We start from the raw sequence: 16,747 nt of genomic DNA on the forward strand, positions 1-16,747 counted from the left end.
CCTAGGGGTTGAGGCGCTTGCGGACCTGCTCCATCGCCGCCCGTCCTTCAGGGCTCTCGTATGCCCGCATGAGCGCCTCGTAGCTCGGATTGACGAGGGACGCGATGCTGTCCCGCACCTCAAGGATCCAATTGGGCTGGGCGGACGCGGCCCAGGAACCACGCTCCGCGAGACGACCACTGGCGGACACCTCGTACAGGCGGACCTGGACGACGGGGTCCGATTCACCGATGACCGAAAGAACCCAATCGCCGGGCGAAAGGTCCACGCGCGCACCGAAGTTGGCGTACAAGCCGTCGAAGGCTCGCCTGCCGCTCTCCGATGGGTCCACCGACGACAGCACCATGAGCCAGTTGTCCCGCGCTGGCCCGCCGAGCCCGGTGGGCATGTTGACCATCATGGATCGAACGGTAGCAGCGACGCTTTCACGGAGCCACCTGCCAGCCTGAACTGCCTTGCGCAGCTTGCCACTTCGGGCGACCGAGGTCGCGTGCCGGCCACCCGGTCCCGCTCAGCCACGCCGGCCGACACCGGCGCCCGACGGCGCCCGCACCGTGTCCCAGCCTTACCCCGACCTGGCACTAGGCAGTTTCGTCCGGATCACCGGGCGGACCAGAGGAAGATGCGGGCACACCCGGTCCAACGACCGACTGATCCAAACGACAGGCCCTAGTAGTGCTTTGTTAGGTGTCCTTGTCGTGTCGGGGCTCTGGTAGTTCGCTGGCTGTATGAGGGCTGGGGAGCTTGCGGCGGTACGGATGCGGCTGGAGGAGTTCGCGTCCGAGGTGTTCGCGCCCTTGGTGCGGCGGGATCAGCGCGAGAAGGGTGCCTTGTACCTGCGGGGGCTGCTGCTGGACGGCCGCAGGAAGTCGATGCAGCCGATGGCGGAACGCCTCGGTGTCGATCACCAGCAGTTGCAGCAGTTCATGACGTCCTCGACGTGGGCGGTCCAGGACGTGCAGTCCCGGCTGGCATGGCGGGCGGTGGCGTCGGTGCGGCCGCAGGTGTGGGTGGTGGACGACACCGGTTTCCCCAAGGACGGCCGTTGTTCGCCCGGGGTGGCCCGGCAGTACTCCGGCACTCTGGGCAAGGTCGGCAACTGCCAGATCGGCGTCAGCGTTCATGCCGCGTCCGATACCGCCTCGTGTCCGTTGTCCTGGCGGCTGTTCCTTCCCGCCCCCTGGGACGGGCCCGAGGCCGCGGCACGCCGGCGGGCCTGCCGGATACCCGAGGCCGAACACCACCGGCCCAAGTGGCAGCTCGCCCTGGACATGCTCGACGAACTCGCCGCCACCGGTCTGCGGCCCGCTGTGCTGGTCGCGGACACCGGCTACGGCGCCAACGCCGACTTCCGCCGCGGCCTGGAAGACCGCGGCCTGGCCTACGTCCTGCAGGCCAAGGGCGAGATGACCGCCCATGGCGAACAGGCCGCACCCCACCAGCCGGCCTACGGCGGTCTGGGACCTCGGCCGCTGCCCCGCTACCGCACCAGCCCGTGCTCCCTTCGCGAGCACGCCCTGACCGCGGGCCGCGACAGCGGCCGGACCGTGTCCTGGCGCAAGGGCTCGAAGGCAGCGATGAGTTCACACTTCGTGTTCCTGCGGGTGAGGCTCGCCGGGCGCCGCCCCAAGCCCGCCGACGACGGAACGATCCCATTGGTCTGGCTGATCGCCCAGTGGCCCGGGGGCGAGAGCGAGCCGGTGAAGTACTGGATCTCGAACCTGCCCGCCGGCATGCCCGCCAAAGACCTCGTTCGCCTGGCGAAAGCCCGCTGGCGGATCGAGCACGACTACCGGGAACTGAAGACCGCCCTGGGCCTGGACCACTTCGAAGGCCGCTCGTTCACCGGCTGGCACCGCCACGTCACCCTCGTCACCGCCGCCCACCTGTTCCTGACCGAACAGCGGACCAGCCCAAAAGCCCCTGCCAGGGCCTGACCCTCTACCAGGCCCTGGACCTCCTTCAACACATCATCGCCACCTGGACCGGCACATGCCCCACCTGCCGACAACCCACCTGGCAGCCCTACGACACCACCTAACAAAGCACTACTAGCAGCCCTCCGCGCTTGACCGGCCGAACAGCTCCTAAGCCCCCGCGGCTCCGCCGCGGCGGGCCCGAGCCATGGGCGCCGGGGTGCCTCCAGGGGCTCGCGGGGAACTGCGCGACCAGCCACCCACCGGCCCGCGCCCGAAAGCGAACCCGGGTTTGAGGGGCGCGGGGAACTGCGCGGGCGAGCCTCCACCGCGCACCCGGCACGCCCCGCTCAGCCGCGCAGAGCGAACGCGTTCTTGGCCCGCCCCACCGACTCCTCGCTCGCCGGCCCGCCCGGATTCTCCGTCGCCAGGGCTTGGTTGAGCCCCACGAAGGGCCGCAGCCGCGCCTCGTACCGCGCGAAAGCGGAACCGTGCTCCCCGCCCGCGCGGCCGAGCGCGTCCGCGAGTTCGTACGCGCCCACGAGCGCGACGCTGGTGCCCTGCCCCGAGAGCGGCGAGGCACAGTACCCGGCGTCCCCGAGCAGTACCACCCTCCCCCGTGACCACCGGTCGAGGCGGATCTGGGCCATCGCGTCGCTGTAGAAGTCCGGCGCGGACCACAGCGCCTCGAGCAGCCGGGGCCGCTCCCAGCGCAGCGCGCCCATCCGCTCGGCGATCTGCCGCTTCAACGCCTCGGGGTCGCGGGCCCCGGGGTCGAGCGGTCCCGACGCGAAGCCGAAGGTGACCCTCAACTCGCTGTTGCCGCGCACCGGATAGATCCCGTACCCGGCGTCGCCGTCGCGCTGCCACAGCTGCCAGTCGTCCAGGCCGAGGAAGTTCTCCGCGCTGAAGACCGCCAGATGCATGCCGAGGTGATACGCCCACTCCCCCTCCGGGCCGAACACGAGCCCCCGCACCGCCGAGTGCAGTCCGTCGGCCCCCACCACGAGATCGAAGGCGCGGGCGGGGCCGTGCTCGAAGCCGGCCAGGACGCCGCGCTCGTCCTGCGAGAGCGCCGTGACACGGTCCCCGTAGATGAACTCGGCCTCACCCAGGGCCAGTTGTTCCAGCATGCCCACCAGGTCCTCGCGCAGCAGCTCGACGTCCCCGCTGTCGAGGCGGCCGCTGCTGAAGGTGGCCTCCGTGGACCGGTGGACCTCGTGGCCGTCCGCGTCGAGCACCGACATGCCCCGCATGCGGGTGGCCGCCCCGCGGACCCGCCCGAGCAGGCCCATCCGTTCCACCACGTCGAGCGCCACTCCCCTGATGTCGACCGCCTGCCCGCCGGGCCGCACCCCGGGAGCGCGCTCCACGACGGTCGGCGCGAAGCCGTTGCGGCCCAGCCAGTACGCGAGAACGCAGCCGGCCACCCCGGCGCCGGAGATGAGGACGGTCTTCATGACTGTCTCCTTGATCACTCAGCGAAAATACCCCGTACACCTACTGAATGTACGACGTATGCGCACAGCTACCAACCGCCCATTTTCCATGTACTGCACTAGGACAAGGACGGCATGAACGCCTCCGCTGCTGCTAGCCTCTGCACTAGTACAGGTCACGAGGGCCGTCCCAGAAACTTTCCACGGCCCGCGACGGAAGGCGAGCCGGCATGCCAGTGGAGAGCGAGCCGCCCTACCGGCGCATCGTCGGCGAGATCCGGCGCCGCATCACGAGCGGCGAGCTCGCCCCGGGCGACCGGGTGCCCTCGACCCGGGGGATCGTCAAGGAGTGGGGGGTGGCGCTCGCGACCGCCACCAAGGTGCTCACCACCCTGCGCCTCGAAGGCTTCGTGGAGACGCTGCCCCGGGTCGGCACCGTGGTGAGCGAGCGCGCCCCGGCCCCGCGGGCGCGGGTGCGCCTCGGGCCCGAGCACGAGCTGACCCGCGAGCGGATCGTGCGGGCGGCCATCGAGATCGCGGACGGCGAGGGCATCGGTGCGCTCTCGATGCGCGGGGTCGCCGCCCGGCTCGGCGTCGCCGCGATGTCGCCGTACCGGTACGTCGGCAGCAAGGACGACCTGGTGCTGTTGATGGCGGACGCCGCCTTCGGCGAGGCGGGCTATCCGGCCGAGCCGCCCGACGGCTGGCGGGCTCGGCTCGAACTGGGCGGGCGGACCCTGTGGGCGGTGTTCCGCAAGCATCCTTGGTTGGCCCAACTCGCCCCGCTCACCCGCCCGTTGCTGCTCCCCAACCTGATGGTCCACGCCGAGTGGGCGCTGGCCGCGCTCGACGGGTACGGCCTGGAACCGGCCACCATGATGGACGTCCATGTGCTCCTGTACGGGTATGTGCAGGGGCTCGCGGCCGGCCTGGAGCAGGAGAGCCAGGCCGCGGCCGCCACGGGAGTGAGCGAGGAGGGATGGATGGAGCAGCAGGCCGCCGCCCTCGACGCGCTCGTGAGGTCCGGGAGATATCCGGTGTTCAGCCGGATCACCGCGGACCTCGCCGACGGGTACGACCTGCGCTTCGACGAGCTCTTCGCGTTCGGTCTCGGCCCGCTCCTCGACGGCTTCGCGGCCATCGTGGAGCGCGGCGGGTCCGGGCCGGCCGCGCCCGCCGCGACGGTCAGGCGTTGACGTCCACGACGGTGCGCCCGCGCACCTGGCCGGCGAGGATGCGCTCCGCGACGCCGGGCACCTCGTCGAGGCCGACGACCGTGGTCATCGCCTCCAGGCGTGCCGTGTCGAGGTCCCGGGCGAGCCGCTCGTACGCCCTGATCCGGCGCTCCATCGGGGCCCGCACGGAGTCGATGCCGACCAGGGTCACCGCGCGCAGGATGAACGGCATCACGGTGCCCGGCAGGTCCACGCCCTGAGCGAGGCCGCAGGCGGTGACGGTGCCGCCGTAGCGGGTGCCCGCGAGGACGTTGACGAGGGTGTGGCTGCCGACCGCGTCGACCGCACCGGCCCAGCGTTCCTTGCCGAGCGGACGGCCGGGCGCGGAGAGTTCGGCACGGTCGACGATCTCGGCGGCGCCGAGGTCGCGCAGATAGCCGGCCTCGGCGGGCCGCCCGGTGGAGGCGAGCACGCGGTACCCGAGCCCCGCGAGCAGCGTCACGGCGACCGAGCCGACACCGCCCGCGGCGCCGGTCACGAGCACGTCACCGCTGTCCGGGGTGAGTCCCGCGTCCTCAAGGGCGAGCACGCTGAGCATCGCGGTGTATCCGGCGGTGCCGATCGCGGCCGCCTGCCGGGTGGTCAGGCCGGCCGGCAGTGGGACCAGCCAGTCGCCGCTGACCCGGGCCTTCTGCGCGAACCCGCCGTCGTGGCCCTCGCCGACGCCGTAGCCGTTGAGCACCACCTTGTCGCCGGGCGCGAACGAGGCGTGGCTCGACGACTCGACGGTGCCGGCGAAGTCGATGCCGGGGACCAGCGGGTAGGTCCGCACGATGCCCTTGCCGTGGGCGAGCGCGAGGCCGTCCTTGTAGTTGACGGTCGAGTAGTCCACGGCGACGGTCACATCGCCTTCGTGGAGATCGCTCTCCTGGAGCGTGACGATCTCGACCCGCTGACCCTGTTCGTCCTTGTTCACACGGATGGCGCGCAATGACATCGAATCGCTCTCCTGGCAGTCGGGGGTGCCTGTTCAGCCGTACGCCGATCCTGCCCCAGCCCGCGCGGCACACGTGCGGAGGGGCCGCACCGGACGGCTCACGGTACGGCCCCCGACCCGGTGGCGGACGTCAGGTCACGCTCACGCGATCCGGACGGAGAAGGCGTGCCCGGTCGGCTGCGACGGCGTCCTCACCTCCGTCACGCCGGTCGCGGCATCGAAGTACCAGCCCGCACCCCCGGCATTCAGCTCGGCCGCCGAGCCGTAGCGGTGCAGCCGCTCCCCGCCGAGTGCGACGATCCCGGGAGCCGCGGTGCCGTGCACGGTGAGGCGGTAGGCGCGGCCGGCCGGCTTGCCCCGATAACTCCCCACACTGGCACCGACGTCGATGACGCAGGCGCGTCCGGCCGAGGTGACCTGGACGCGCTGGGTCGCCGACGCCCCCGTGGCGAACTGCCGGGTGACGCCGTCGTCCTCGTACAGCGTGTAGGAGGAGCTGCCGAGCCTCGGGTAGACGTCGTAGTCCAGCTCGCCCTTGTCCCGGGTCTGCCAGGACGTGGTGCCCTTGGGCCACATCGGGACGATGGATCCGCCCTTCACGAACAGCGGGAGGGTGTCCAGCGGGGCGGCGTAGTGGTCGATGGTGGTGGGGCCCTGGTAGGTCTTGCCGGTCCAGTAGTCGGTCCAGGTGCCCTGGGGCAGGTAGATGCCGTCGCGGACGCTGGTGTCGCTGTAGACGGGCGCGACCAGGAAGTCCGGGCCGGCGAGGAACTCGTACTTTGCCTTGTCGCCCAGGGTGTTGGGGTCGTCCGGGTACTCCAGGGAGAGCGGGCGGACCGCGCCGACGCCGGTCTTCGTGGCGTCCTTGGAGAGCCCGTACGTGTACGGGATGAGCCGCTCCTTCAGCTGGAGGTACTTCCGGTTGATGGAGGCGTACGGCTCGCCGTCGAGCCAGGGCTGCTGATCGGCGGCCTTGCCGGTGGTGAGGTCCTTGGCCCAGCCGTCCATCGTCATGATGGCGGGCAGGAACGTCTTCCATTGCAGGTCACGGGTGTACATCTTGGGGTCGTGGCCGAAGATGCTGCCCACGTCTCCCGTGTTGTACGCGATGCCGGAGAGCGTGGCGCCCGCATAGGTGGGGATCTGCCAGCGCAGATAGTCCCAGCTGAGCTTCTGGTCGCCGCTCCACAGGACGCCGCAGCGCTGGGCGCCCGCCCAGGAGACGGGCAGCCATACGAAGCCGCGGGCGTCGCTGTTGTCCTCGATGCCGGCCTTCGCCTGGTCGCAGGCCTTCAGCGCGAACCCGTAGCCGTTGCCGACCCAGGCCACGTCCAGTTTCGCGACCCGCTGGCCCGCCTTGACCTGTTCGGCGAGCTTGTCGAGGCCGTCCTGGGTCCACAGCCCCAGCTGGGCGTTGTGGGCCTGGAGGCCCTTGCCGGTCTCCGCGAGGTTCTCGTAGCCGCAGCCGTAGCCGTCGTTCACGAGCATCCAGCCGAGCGGCATCTGGTTCTGGGTGTAGCCGTCGGCGACCTTGAGCGCGTCCAGGGTGTGGCGCTCGCCCCTGTTGGCGTTGTGCAGGTAGCAGTCGGAGTCGCCCGGTTCGAGCCCGTACACCGGCGGCATGAACGGCTTGCCCACCAGCGAGGTGTACGTGCCGATGACGGACTTCACGTCGCCGGTGAAGTAGTAGGCGTCCAGGCGCCGTTCCTGCTGTCCGGTACGCACCCGCGGTCCGAAGTCGTACACGCCGGGCGTGAAGGTGTTCCGGAACACCCCGTATCCGGCGGAGGAGATGTAGAAGGGCTGGGAGTTGTTCCAGCCGCCCTCGTTCCAGTTGGTGTTGTTGCCGACGTTCATGACCTGGTCGCGGTGGGAGAAGCTGCCGTTCTGCTCACCGCCGCCGAAGAACTGCTCGTCCGCGCCGCGGGTCAGGCTCTGGCGCATGCCGCCGGAGGTCCAGCGCAGCGGGTCCGCCTCGGACCAGATCACGGTCCTGTTGTCGCCCTTGTAGAGCGCGAAGCGCAGCGGCTTCTTGTAGACGCGCAGGACGACGTCGTTGCTGCGAATGCCGTAATAGGCCCCAAAATCAAAGGAGTTGGTGTTCTTCTGCGGTTTCGGCGGGGTCTGGATCATGTGGCTGCCGGGCGGGTCGGTGAAGATGCCGTCCGGGGCCGCGCGCAGCCGCAGGGTGTCGTCGGCGAAGAAGTCCACCCGGGCCTTGAGGGCGCCCGCGGCGATGTCGTACGTGCCGCCCCTGCCGGCGAAGGCCGTCAGGTTGCCGGCGTCGGTCGGCTCGGGCAGGTAGGCGGTGCCCGTGAACGAGTTGTCGTGCACGTCGTAGGGAACGACGACGACGTGGTACGTCCCCGACGCCTTCGGGATGACGGTGGCCTCGGGGTCGGCGGTCCCGGCGCTCGACGCGACCTGCTTGCCCGCGTCGTCATAGACGTACAGGTCGAAGTCGTCGGTGGGGGTGGCCCATTGGACGGAGACGGGCACCCCGCCCTCGGGGTTGTCGTCCCACTGGCCGGCCGGCGGTTTCACGGTCAGGTCGAAGCGTGCGCAGATCGCGCCGTCGGGATCCTGCGCGGGCGGCGGGCACTTGTCGGGCGAGTCGACGGTGCCCTTCTCATAGACGGGGCTCCGCCAGGTCAGCGACTTCGTACCGCTGTCCAGGACGCCGCCGGGCGGCGCCGCGGCCTCGGCGTGGGCGGCCGCCGGAACGGTCAGGGCGGTGAGGGCGAGCGCGAGCGCCGCCAGCGCGGCGACGGCGGGCCGTCGGGGCGGGTGGGAGCGATGCCAGGGGGTCCGCAAGGGTCGTTCTCCGTTCGTACCGAGCAACAGCCGGGCGCGGTGTGCGCGTTCATGCTTGGAACCATGGAGTTTCGAGCATCAAGATTCACCGTAAGGCGGGTACATGTCAACGTCTGGCGCGGGTGCGGCTTCATCCGCCGTACGGTCACCGGGCCGCGCACGCGGGGCGGGGGGTGTGGGGCGTGAGGTGCGGGGTGTGGGGCGTGGGGTGCGGGCCGCCGCTACGGAGAGGAGACGGCCCGGTCGGGTCGGGCCGGGCCGCAGGCTCAGGTCAGGTCAGGTCAGGTCAGGTCAGGTCGGAGAACGGCCTGCGCGGGTCGCCGGGGCGGTGCCCGGTTCTGTGGTGCCCGGATCCGTGGTGCTCGGATCCGTGGTGCTCGGATCCGTGGTGCCCTCTTGGAGGGAAGGCCTCGATCCGGATGCGCCGGCACCGGACTACCAGCGGCTCGTCGAGGTCTTGGCGGGCGGCGGGGAGGTGATGAACTGTCGTCGGCTCGCGGCGGCCTTGAGCCTGGAGGTGGTCGCGGCGAAGGTGGAGGGGGTGCGGTCCAAGGTGAAGCGTCTCTTCCGCGCGGGGCTGGCTGGCCGAGGGACGCCCGGGGATGTTCAGCGTGCCCGCCGGGCGAGCCAGCGGCTCATGACCATGCTCATCGACCACCGGATCATCGTCTCGGAAGTGTCGGTGCGGGTCTCGTAGTCGCGGGCCAGACGGCGTGAGTGCATCAGCCATGCGAAGGTCCGTTCCACCAGCCACCTTTTCGGCAGGACCACGAAGCCCGTGGCGACGTCGCCGCGTTTGACCACCGTCAGTGCGATCCGCAGGACATCGCGGGCGAGGTGGACCAGGCGCCCGCTGTAGCCGCCGTCGGCCCACACCAGCGAGATGCGCCAGTGCCGCTTCCGCCGCCGGGCCAGCAGCGTCTGCCCTGCGTCCCGGTCGGTGACCGACGCCGCGGTGACCATCACCCCCCAGCAGCAACCCGAGAGTGCCCACGACGACGTGCCTCTTGCGGCCATTCGCCTTCTCCCCGCCGTCGAAACCCCGGCTGGCGGCCGGCACCGACACGGCCCCCTTCACCGACTGCGCGTCGATGATCCCGGCGGTCGGTTCCGGATCACGGCCCGCGGGCTGGCGGACCCGGTCGCGCGGCCGGTCGTGGAACTCCACGACCAGGCCCCTGTCCGGCCGGCGCCGGAACAAGGCGCAGACGCCGTCCCACGCGGGGAAGTCCGCGGGCACCGCCCTCCAGGCGATGCCGGCCGCGACCAGGTAGCGCACCGCGTCGGCCGGTTTGCCGATGGCAGTAGCCCTCCGGTCGCCCGCCGCGGCCCTCCAGCCGGGCCGGGACGGGCATCGCGTCGCGCGCGATCGCCCACTCCGCGTCGGTCATGTCCGAGGGGTACCGCGGACGCCTGCGCGAACGATGCCCGGCGTTCCCGAACCGGTGAGCGAGGCAATCACACGACAGAGCAGCGGAGTTGGACACCAGCGACGCGGAAGCCCGCAGCATCAGGGGCCTCCTGTTGCTCGGCTGGATTCGACATCGCTGGAGTCGGCACCGCAGTTCCCAACTACTGACTTCGGCTCGTCAGAACCCGCTCTAGCCGTTGAGGATTTCCACGCCGTACACGATCTCCTGAGAACTGAAGTTGACCGTGTTGGCCCGCGTGCCGGTCGGACCGATGTTGATGTCACCAACGGAGGTGTGGAAGAGACCGTGGTTCCAGTCGGCGGTGATCCTGTAGACGCCGGTCAGGTTGAGGTTGGATATCGCGCCGGGAGTGCCCGTGTAGCAGAAGTTACCGGAGTGGGTCCAGACTTCCAGGCCGTGGCTCATGGGGTTGTGATTGTTGTTGGTGGGGCACCCGGAGCCGCCGATGGCGCTGGCCGGCGTGGCGATCGCCACGCCGCCGGCCAGGATGCCGCCGACGAGCGCTATGGTCGAGAGTTTCGTGCGAACCGTCAAGATCGTCTCCTGTGCCTTGCGCTGGCCCCGACCCCATGCCGGTGATCGAGGTGGTCCGAGTGGTGCCGTCCGGAACGGACGGTACGTAGCATGGCCAGGCCACGGCATGGACCTTCATACGCGTACGCAGGATGACCGGATGCCACTGAGGAGTGGCCGGTTCCAGGCGAAGCCCTTCATCGAGCTCGGTGCCGGTGAAGGCTTGCCCTCCAAGCCCGCGTCACTACAAGGGAGTTCCTCGGGAGCCTCAGCGTGATGACGCCCACTCGCGGTGCCTCTCCTGGTCTCCTCCGGCGTAGACGCTACCGCGTCACGAACTTCGCGGATGGACTGGACCGCGACCACCCCGCCTTGAGGGAGAGCCGCGGAACCATGGCCAGGACATGCCGGTTGCGCCCGTTGATTTTCTTTCCGCCGTCGAAGCCGCGCGAGGCGGCGGGCACAGTCGCGTCCGCCTCGACCGACTGGGAGTCGATGATCGCGGCGGTCGGTTCCGAATCCCGGCCGGGTGTCTTGTCCACCACGACCGGAACGACAACGGCTTCTCAGGTCAGGTCAGGTCAGTTATGGCAGGACGAACCAGTCCATGCCGAACGCCGCGGCGAGGCCCACCACGAGGAGCCAGGATCCCAGGCGGGTACGCCCGTTGCGGCTGAGCTCGATGACCACGCCGCACAGGATGAGCGCGATCCCGTACACGCCGACGACGAGCACGGAGGAGCGGGTGGCCAGGCGCACGACGAGGATGACGCCCACCACGGCCATGAGCACACCGGCGGCGATCATGCGGATCCGCCTCGCCTGGCCGGGAGCCATCCCGACCCGGCGGGGTCCGTCGTCGGCCGGGGTGTCTTCGGGAGCCGAGGTGTCACCCAACTCACGTCCAGGGCGCGGTTGTTCGGCGCCTCGCGTCATGACGAAGGCTCCCGCGTCAGCGCCGCGGTTCGCCTCCCGCTCTCCCGCGCCGGGCCCGGGGTTCGCCTCTTCCTGCGCCGCGTCGGAAGCGGGGGCCGACCCCCGCCGGCCCAGGTCCTCGGGGCCCTCGGGGGCCCCTTGTTGCGCGGTGCGCTCCGGGGCCGCGGGCGCGTCACCCGCACCGGCTTCGGCCTCGCCCGGATCCTCGGCGGGCACGGGGTGTTCCCGCTCCGAAGGAGCTTTCGCCGTCGGCCGGTTGGGCTCCTGGCCGGGTATCTCCGGCGTCTTCGCTCCGGGCGACCCGGACGCTTCCGGGGCCGCGTCCACCGCTTGTTCCTGATCCGAGGTGCTCATGAGCCCGGATCGTAATCGCTCTCCCCCGAGCGTGTTCCACCCCGGTCACGGCGTGGGCAGGAGCGGGCCCAACGCCGTGGGACGCACCGTGTCCGCGGCCGCCGAGCCGCGCAGCAGGGTGGCCAGATCACGCGGCCGCGCCCGCTCGGCGCCGGGGACCGCAGCCGTGATCCGGTCGAGGCGGAAGCCCCGGCCGGCCTGCCGCGTGCGGCACCAGGCGATGAGGTACCACCGGCCGTCCGCGGTGAGCAGGCCGGCCGGTTCCACCACGCGGGCACTCCGGCGCCCCGCAGCGTCGATGTAGGACAGCCTCAGAACCGTGTGGGCACTGAGGGCCCGTTCCACCGCGCCGCGGACCGCGGAGTCGTCCGACGAGGGCAGCGTGACGATCCGTGCGGCGAGGTCCCGCGCGGCTGCCGCCGCGGCGCCGGTCATCGACGCGGCGATCTTCTGTGCTGCCGTGCGGGCCGCGCCGGAGTACGGGGTGGTGGCCCCGGCCGCGGCGAGCGCCACGGTCAGGGCGGCGGCCTCGTCGGCGGTGAAGCGGATCGGGGGCAGCGTCATCGCCGGATCGATCGACCAACCGCCACCCCGTCCCGTCGTGGTGCGCACCGGGACGCCGGTGTCCATCAGTACCTGGAGGTCGCGTTGGACGGTGCGGGTGCTCACCTCGCATCGCGCGGCGAGCACCGCGACGGTCAACGCACGCGGCGCCGCCGCGCGCAACTCTTCCACCAGCCAATAGAGCCGAGCAGTGCGGTTCACGCTGTCGGACGCTACCGTGCCGCCGCAGCCAGGAACTCCCGTTCGCGCCGAAGTTCCCGCTCGGTGACGGTCAGCGGGAACAGTGTGAAGCCGTGCATCGCACCGGCGACGACATCGAGTCGCACCGGAGCGCCCGCGGCCTGCCACCGTGCGGCGAGGAACAGCGAGTCGTCCCGCAGCGGATCCTCGGTGCCGACCACGATCCGTGCGGGCGGCAACCCCGTCAGGTCGGCGAACAGGGGCGAGACGTCGGGGTCCCTGCGTCGCTCCGCCTCCATGTCGGGAGTGAACAGCTCATAGGTCGACCGGAGCGTGTCCGTATTGCTCAGCAGCCGCTTCGAACCGAAGGTTCGCTGGCTCGGCGTCATCGACAGGTCGTACGGGCCGAAGAGCAGGTGGGCCGCCCCGAAGGCGCCGCTGATGCCGTGCCGGTCCCGGAGGCGCAGCAGGGTCACGACGCCGAGATGGGCGCCGGCCGACTCGCCGCCGATCAGGAGCCGGCGGGTACCGAACTCCGCTTCGGCACGGTCGACAAGCCATCGGGCGGCCGTCTCACAGTCGTCGGGCCCTGCCGGAAAGGGGTGTTCGGGAGCGAGCCGGTACTCCACGCTCACCACGGCCAGCCGAGCCTGCTCCGCGAGCCGCCACAGCCTCTCGTCCTGCCCGGCCGCAGAACCGAAGGCCCAACCACCTCCGTGGATGTGCAGGTACACACCCTCCACGCGGCCCGGCCGGAACGTCCTGACGCGAACTCCGCCGGCGATGACTCGATCCTGGCCCTGCGGCAGTCTCACGGGTGGCTCGTCACCGCCGAGCCGGTTGCGTCGCAGCGCGGCGAGCAGGGTGGCGTCCGGCGGCCCCTCACGCGCCGGGCGGCTCGCGGCCGTGGCCGCGAAACGGTCGTTGAAGGCCAACGTCTCGGCGAGGCAGTCCTCGTCTCGGATCATCATGGTCCCGACGGTCCCAGCCCTCCGCGACAACGTCCTGTCACCCTTTCCGAGTGAGCCGCGCCACACCGTCGTCATGGCCGGCCCGAACGGGCGGACCACTCGGGCCGGTGTGCTCGCGTCGCCCGGTGTGCTCGCGTCGCCCGCACGACCCTTGGCGATCAGGGAATGACAATCACCGATTCGGGTGACGGCTCCCCCAGGAGTGGATCGAACGCAAGATCACGACGCTGGGGCCCGCCATCGCGGCCCCCTTGAGGCTCACTAGAACGTTTCGTCGAAGATTCGCCCGCCCCTCACCGTTACGCATGACCCGCCCCGCCAGTTTTCCGAGCACCTGTCCGTACTGATGCCATCGGAGGACCCCGTGCGCGCCCAACCCAACATCGTCGGCGTACATCTCGTGTTCGAGCATCTCGGTCGGGTCCTCCTCCAACGGCGCGCACCGTCGGTCGCGTTCGCCCCGGGCGTCTGGCACGTCCCGGCCGGGCATCTGGAGACGGAGTCGGCCACGGCGTGCGCGGTGCGGGAATCGGGAGAGGAACTCGGCGTGAGCATCGAGCCCCAGGACCTCCGGCTCGTCCATGTGCTCCACCATCGCGCCGCCGCGACGCCCCGCATGCAGCTGTTCTTCCGCGTCCTGGCCTATCGCGGCACCCCGAGGATCTGCGAGCCCGACCGGCACACCGCCCTGGAGTGGCACCCCTATGCGGCGCTGCCCACGCCGCTCGTCGACTACACCGCCGTCGCCCTGACCTCCATCGCGGCGAACCGCCCCTACGCCGCCATGGGGTGGGGCGCATGAGCGCCCCCAAGCCGGCGCGCGCCATGGCCGGTTCGGCCGCGGCCGCCTTCATCCGGCGCGACGACGGCCGTGTCCTGCTCGTCCACCACGCGGGGACCCGGCGCTGGGTCATGCCCGGGGGCAAGGCCGACGACGGCCCGTACGGCGGTGAGACTCCGCGCCAGTGCTGTGAGCGCGAGGGCCGGGAGGAGACCGGCGTGCGGGTCACCGCGGGGCGGCTGCTCGTGGTGCAGTGGCTGCCCATCGGGCGCATCGGCGCCTACGCGCACAACCCGTTCGCCTGCCACCTGTTCGTCTTCGCCGCCACGATCGCTGTCGGCGATCTGCCCAACATCCGTATTCCCGGTAGGGAGTTGCTCGGGTGGCGGTGGTGGGACCCGGCCGAGGCGCCCGGCGCGATGGACGCGACCAACGGCCGCCTGCTGAGCGCCGCGGCCCGCGCCGCGGCGGGCCAGGAGGCGGCGCCGGCCTACTTGGAAGAGCTGCCCACCACCACGCCCACCACGGGGGCCGGGGGTGTCCGCCCGTGAAGCTCACCCGGAAGCAGCGGCGGTCGGACCGGCCGGCCCCATCCACCCCCACCTCCGCGTCCGAGGAAGCGCTGTTCGGCGGCTCGCTCCGCTACGACCTCGGCTGGAACAAGCACGACGACGCGTTCCTCGAACTGAACCTGCGCGCCATGCTGGTGCGCCTGCCCCGGCTGATCGCCCTCACCGTGCGGCTGGCGTGGCAGGCCGACCGCCAGGCGCTCCGCCTGGTCACCGCGGCCGAGATCGGCCGGGGCAGCTGCCAGGCCATCGGTCTGATCGCCGTCAACCAGGCTCTCTCCCACCTCCTTTCGGGCGGAAGCACGGCCCAACGGCTCACGGCGGCGAGCGGGGCGATCGCCACGGCCGCGCTCACGGCCGGTGCCGGCGCGGTGCTCCGGGCCCTGTCGACCGCGGGGACGGGGCGCCTTGAGCCGAAGGTCGAGAGGGTGGCGACCGAGCAGTACCTCACGCACACCGCCGCCGTGGAACTCGCCGCCATCGAGGACGACGGGTTCCACCGTCTGCTCGACAGCGCCTCCTACGGCGCCGGTTCCGCGCGGCGCCTGGTCAAGTACGTACAGAACATCGTCACCGGCCTGCTGTCCCTGGCCGCCGCCGCGGGTGTGCTCGCGGTTCTGCACCCGCTGCTGATCGTTCTGCTCATCGCGATGACCGTGCCCAGTTCCTGGGCGGCGCTGACCGTGGCCCGCCGCCGCTACGCCTCGTTCCAGACCTGGGTGCAGCACTCCCGGGCCGGTCAGCTCATCAGCCGGCTGCTGATGTCCACGGAGGCCGCCGCCGAGATCCGGGTGCACGACGTGGCTCCGTACCTGCTGCACCACTTCCGGCGGATGTCGATGGACCAGGAGGCCGAACAGCGCAGGCTCGCCCACCTCGCCGCCCGGACCGGTCTCGTCGCCGCGGGCTGGACCGGCCTCGCGACGACGGCCGCGTACGCCACCCTGGGCGGGCTGTTGTGGAGCGGGGCGATGGCCCTGTCCGTCGGCGGCACCGCGATCCTCGCCATCCGTGCCGGGTCCGCCAGCCTGTCCAACCTCGTCCTGCAGATCAACTACTGCCACGAGGAATCCCTGTTCGTCGCCGACCTCCACGAACTGTGCGCGGAAGCAGCCGCCCGCGCCATTCCCGTCGGTGGCCGGGCACTTCCCGCGAAGCCCCATGAGATCCGCTTCGAGAGTGTGGTGTTCACCTACCCGGGCAAGGAATCCTCCGCGTCGAAGGACGGCAGGAGAGCACTCGACGGCATCGACCTCACCATTCCCACCGGGAAGATCGTCGCCCTGTGCGGGGAGAACGGATCCGGCAAGTCCACCCTGGTGAAGCTTCTTGCCGGGCTCTATCAGCCGGACGGCGGCCGCATCCTGTGGGACGACGTCGACCTCCGCACCGCGGACCGGCAGGAGCTCGTCTCACGTATCGCCATGGTCGGCCAGGACTTCTACCGCTGGCCGTTCACCGCCGAGGTGAACGTCTGCATCGGGCGCACCGACATCGCGCCGAGCACCGAGCGGCGCGACCGCGCGGCCCGCTACGCCGGAGCCGACACACTCGTCGCCGCACTGCCCAACGGATGGAACACCCTCCTCGCCCGCGGCTACAAGGACGGCCACAATCCGTCCGGCGGCGAATGGCAGCGCATCGGCATCGGCCGGGCCCACTACCGCGGCGGGGAGATCCTCATCGTCGACGAGCCCACCTCGGCCCTGGACGCCAAGGCGGAGCAGAAGCTGTTCGACCGGTTCCGCAGCCTCGCCGACGAGGGCCAGACGATCGTCCTGATCACCCACCGGCTCGGCTCCGTCCGCACCGCGGACCTCATCCACGTCCTCGACCAGGGGCGGGTCGTCGAGAGCGGCACCTTCACCGAGCTGCTGTCCGACCGTGCTCCGGGAGTGTTCCGGGCTCTGTACGAGCTCCAGGCCGCACAGTACCGCCCGACCGGAGCGGCCGGCCTTCCCCGTCAGGCCGGGCCGGTATCGAGGGAGGGCGCCGACCCCGCGTGACCTGACCCGGCACGGACCGGACCGGGTCGGCCCCGGCCGGGTCGGCCCCGGCCGGGTCGGCCCCGGCCGGGTCGGCCCGGCTGGGTCGGCCGTGGGCGG

Annotated in this window: 15 protein-coding genes; 5 read left to right on the forward strand and 10 right to left on the reverse strand. The window is 71.1% G+C overall.

The genetic code is table 11. The annotated features are described in order from the left end of the window. Position 1 precedes the first annotated feature (1 nt). Complete coding sequence (locus OG432_RS03195) at positions 2 to 400, reverse strand: hypothetical protein (RefSeq protein WP_328307485.1); 399 nt, start codon at positions 398 to 400, stop codon at positions 2 to 4. 328 nt (positions 401 to 728) lie between these two features. Between OG432_RS03195 and OG432_RS03200 the strand changes: the two genes are divergently transcribed. Then, positions 729 to 1,937 (forward strand): IS701 family transposase, encoded by a 1,209-nt coding sequence (locus OG432_RS03200; RefSeq protein WP_328307487.1) that lies wholly within the window; start codon positions 729 to 731, stop codon positions 1,935 to 1,937. Positions 1,938 to 2,266: 329 nt separating this feature from the next. On the opposite strand, the gene OG432_RS03205 is transcribed toward OG432_RS03200, so the two are convergent. Next, positions 2,267 to 3,376 (reverse strand): FAD-dependent monooxygenase, encoded by a 1,110-nt coding sequence (locus OG432_RS03205; RefSeq protein ID WP_328307488.1) that lies wholly within the window; start codon positions 3,374 to 3,376, stop codon positions 2,267 to 2,269. 209 nt (positions 3,377 to 3,585) lie between these two features. Here OG432_RS03205 and OG432_RS03210 point away from each other — a divergent pair, with 209 nt between their 5' ends. Next, positions 3,586 to 4,551 carry a TetR/AcrR family transcriptional regulator C-terminal domain-containing protein gene (locus OG432_RS03210; RefSeq protein ID WP_328307489.1) on the forward strand — a complete coding sequence of 322 codons (966 nt, stop codon included), beginning with the start codon at positions 3,586 to 3,588 and terminating at the stop codon, positions 4,549 to 4,551. Here OG432_RS03210 and acuI read toward each other — a convergent pair. From acuI to OG432_RS03250, 8 genes are all read right to left on the reverse strand, one after another. After that, positions 4,541 to 5,527, reverse strand: a complete 987-nt coding sequence (gene acuI, locus OG432_RS03215) for an acrylyl-CoA reductase (NADPH) (RefSeq protein ID WP_328307490.1) — start codon at positions 5,525 to 5,527, stop codon at positions 4,541 to 4,543. The genes OG432_RS03210 and acuI overlap by 11 nt on opposite strands. 141 nt (positions 5,528 to 5,668) lie before the next feature. After that, positions 5,669 to 7,861 (reverse strand): TIM-barrel domain-containing protein, encoded by a 2,193-nt coding sequence (locus OG432_RS03220; protein ID WP_443058546.1) that lies wholly within the window; start codon positions 7,859 to 7,861, stop codon positions 5,669 to 5,671. A gap of 1,086 nt (positions 7,862 to 8,947) precedes the next feature. Then, the gene (locus OG432_RS03225; protein ID WP_328307491.1) at positions 8,948 to 9,358 is read right to left on the reverse strand and encodes a transposase; all 411 of its coding nucleotides are present in this window, start codon (positions 9,356 to 9,358) and stop codon (positions 8,948 to 8,950) included. A 584-nt stretch (positions 9,359 to 9,942) separates the two neighbouring features. After that, entirely contained in the window at positions 9,943 to 10,308 is a 366-nt protein-coding gene (locus OG432_RS03230) for a hypothetical protein (protein ID WP_328307493.1), read from the reverse strand. A gap of 302 nt (positions 10,309 to 10,610) precedes the next feature. Further along, complete coding sequence (locus tag OG432_RS34900) at positions 10,611 to 10,832, reverse strand: hypothetical protein (protein WP_443058330.1); 222 nt, start codon at positions 10,830 to 10,832, stop codon at positions 10,611 to 10,613. 40 nt (positions 10,833 to 10,872) lie between these two features. Further along, entirely contained in the window at positions 10,873 to 11,577 is a 705-nt protein-coding gene (locus tag OG432_RS34905) for a hypothetical protein (protein ID WP_443058331.1), read from the reverse strand. A 45-nt stretch (positions 11,578 to 11,622) separates the two neighbouring features. After that, complete coding sequence (locus OG432_RS03245; protein ID WP_328307495.1) at positions 11,623 to 12,342, reverse strand: helix-turn-helix transcriptional regulator; 720 nt, start codon at positions 12,340 to 12,342, stop codon at positions 11,623 to 11,625. 11 nt (positions 12,343 to 12,353) lie between these two features. Continuing rightward, positions 12,354 to 13,292 (reverse strand): alpha/beta hydrolase, encoded by a 939-nt coding sequence (locus tag OG432_RS03250; RefSeq protein ID WP_328307496.1) that lies wholly within the window; start codon positions 13,290 to 13,292, stop codon positions 12,354 to 12,356. 364 nt (positions 13,293 to 13,656) lie between these two features. On the opposite strand from OG432_RS03250, the gene OG432_RS03255 reads away from it, so the two are divergent. The 3 genes from OG432_RS03255 to OG432_RS03265 are packed head-to-tail and all read left to right on the forward strand — an operon-like array spanning position 13,657 to position 16,648. Then, the gene (locus OG432_RS03255; protein ID WP_328307498.1) at positions 13,657 to 14,094 is read left to right on the forward strand and encodes an NUDIX hydrolase; all 438 of its coding nucleotides are present in this window, start codon (positions 13,657 to 13,659) and stop codon (positions 14,092 to 14,094) included. Continuing rightward, positions 14,091 to 14,624: an NUDIX hydrolase gene (locus tag OG432_RS03260; RefSeq protein WP_328307499.1), complete on the forward strand. Its 534-nt coding sequence runs from the start codon at positions 14,091 to 14,093 to the stop codon at positions 14,622 to 14,624. The genes OG432_RS03255 and OG432_RS03260 overlap by 4 nt, the downstream gene beginning before the upstream one ends. Next, positions 14,621 to 16,648: an ABC transporter ATP-binding protein gene (locus OG432_RS03265; RefSeq protein WP_328307500.1), complete on the forward strand. Its 2,028-nt coding sequence runs from the start codon at positions 14,621 to 14,623 to the stop codon at positions 16,646 to 16,648. Before OG432_RS03260 ends, OG432_RS03265 begins: the two co-directional genes overlap by 4 nt. Positions 16,649 to 16,747: the final 99 nt, after the last annotated feature.

The organism is Streptomyces sp. NBC_00442, from assembly GCF_036014195.1.
Classification (GTDB): domain Bacteria; phylum Actinomycetota; class Actinomycetes; order Streptomycetales; family Streptomycetaceae; genus Streptomyces.

Excerpts from the sequence above, each read along its gene's own strand:
- OG432_RS03195 (WP_328307485.1), bottom strand. The coding sequence starts at position 400 with ATGATGGTCAACATGCCCACCGGGCTCGGCGGGCCAGCGCGGGACAAC.
- OG432_RS03200 (WP_328307487.1), top strand. The coding sequence starts at position 729 with ATGAGGGCTGGGGAGCTTGCGGCGGTACGGATGCGGCTGGAGGAGTTC.
- OG432_RS03205 (WP_328307488.1), bottom strand. The coding sequence starts at position 3,376 with ATGAAGACCGTCCTCATCTCCGGCGCCGGGGTGGCCGGCTGCGTTCTC.
- OG432_RS03210 (WP_328307489.1), top strand. The coding sequence starts at position 3,586 with ATGCCAGTGGAGAGCGAGCCGCCCTACCGGCGCATCGTCGGCGAGATC.
- acuI (WP_328307490.1), bottom strand. The coding sequence starts at position 5,527 with ATGTCATTGCGCGCCATCCGTGTGAACAAGGACGAACAGGGTCAGCGG.
- OG432_RS03225 (WP_328307491.1), bottom strand. The coding sequence starts at position 9,358 with ATGGCCGCAAGAGGCACGTCGTCGTGGGCACTCTCGGGTTGCTGCTGG.
- OG432_RS34905 (WP_443058331.1), bottom strand. The coding sequence starts at position 11,577 with ATGAGCACCTCGGATCAGGAACAAGCGGTGGACGCGGCCCCGGAAGCG.
- OG432_RS03250 (WP_328307496.1), bottom strand. The coding sequence starts at position 13,292 with ATGATGATCCGAGACGAGGACTGCCTCGCCGAGACGTTGGCCTTCAAC.
- OG432_RS03260 (WP_328307499.1), top strand. The coding sequence starts at position 14,091 with ATGAGCGCCCCCAAGCCGGCGCGCGCCATGGCCGGTTCGGCCGCGGCC.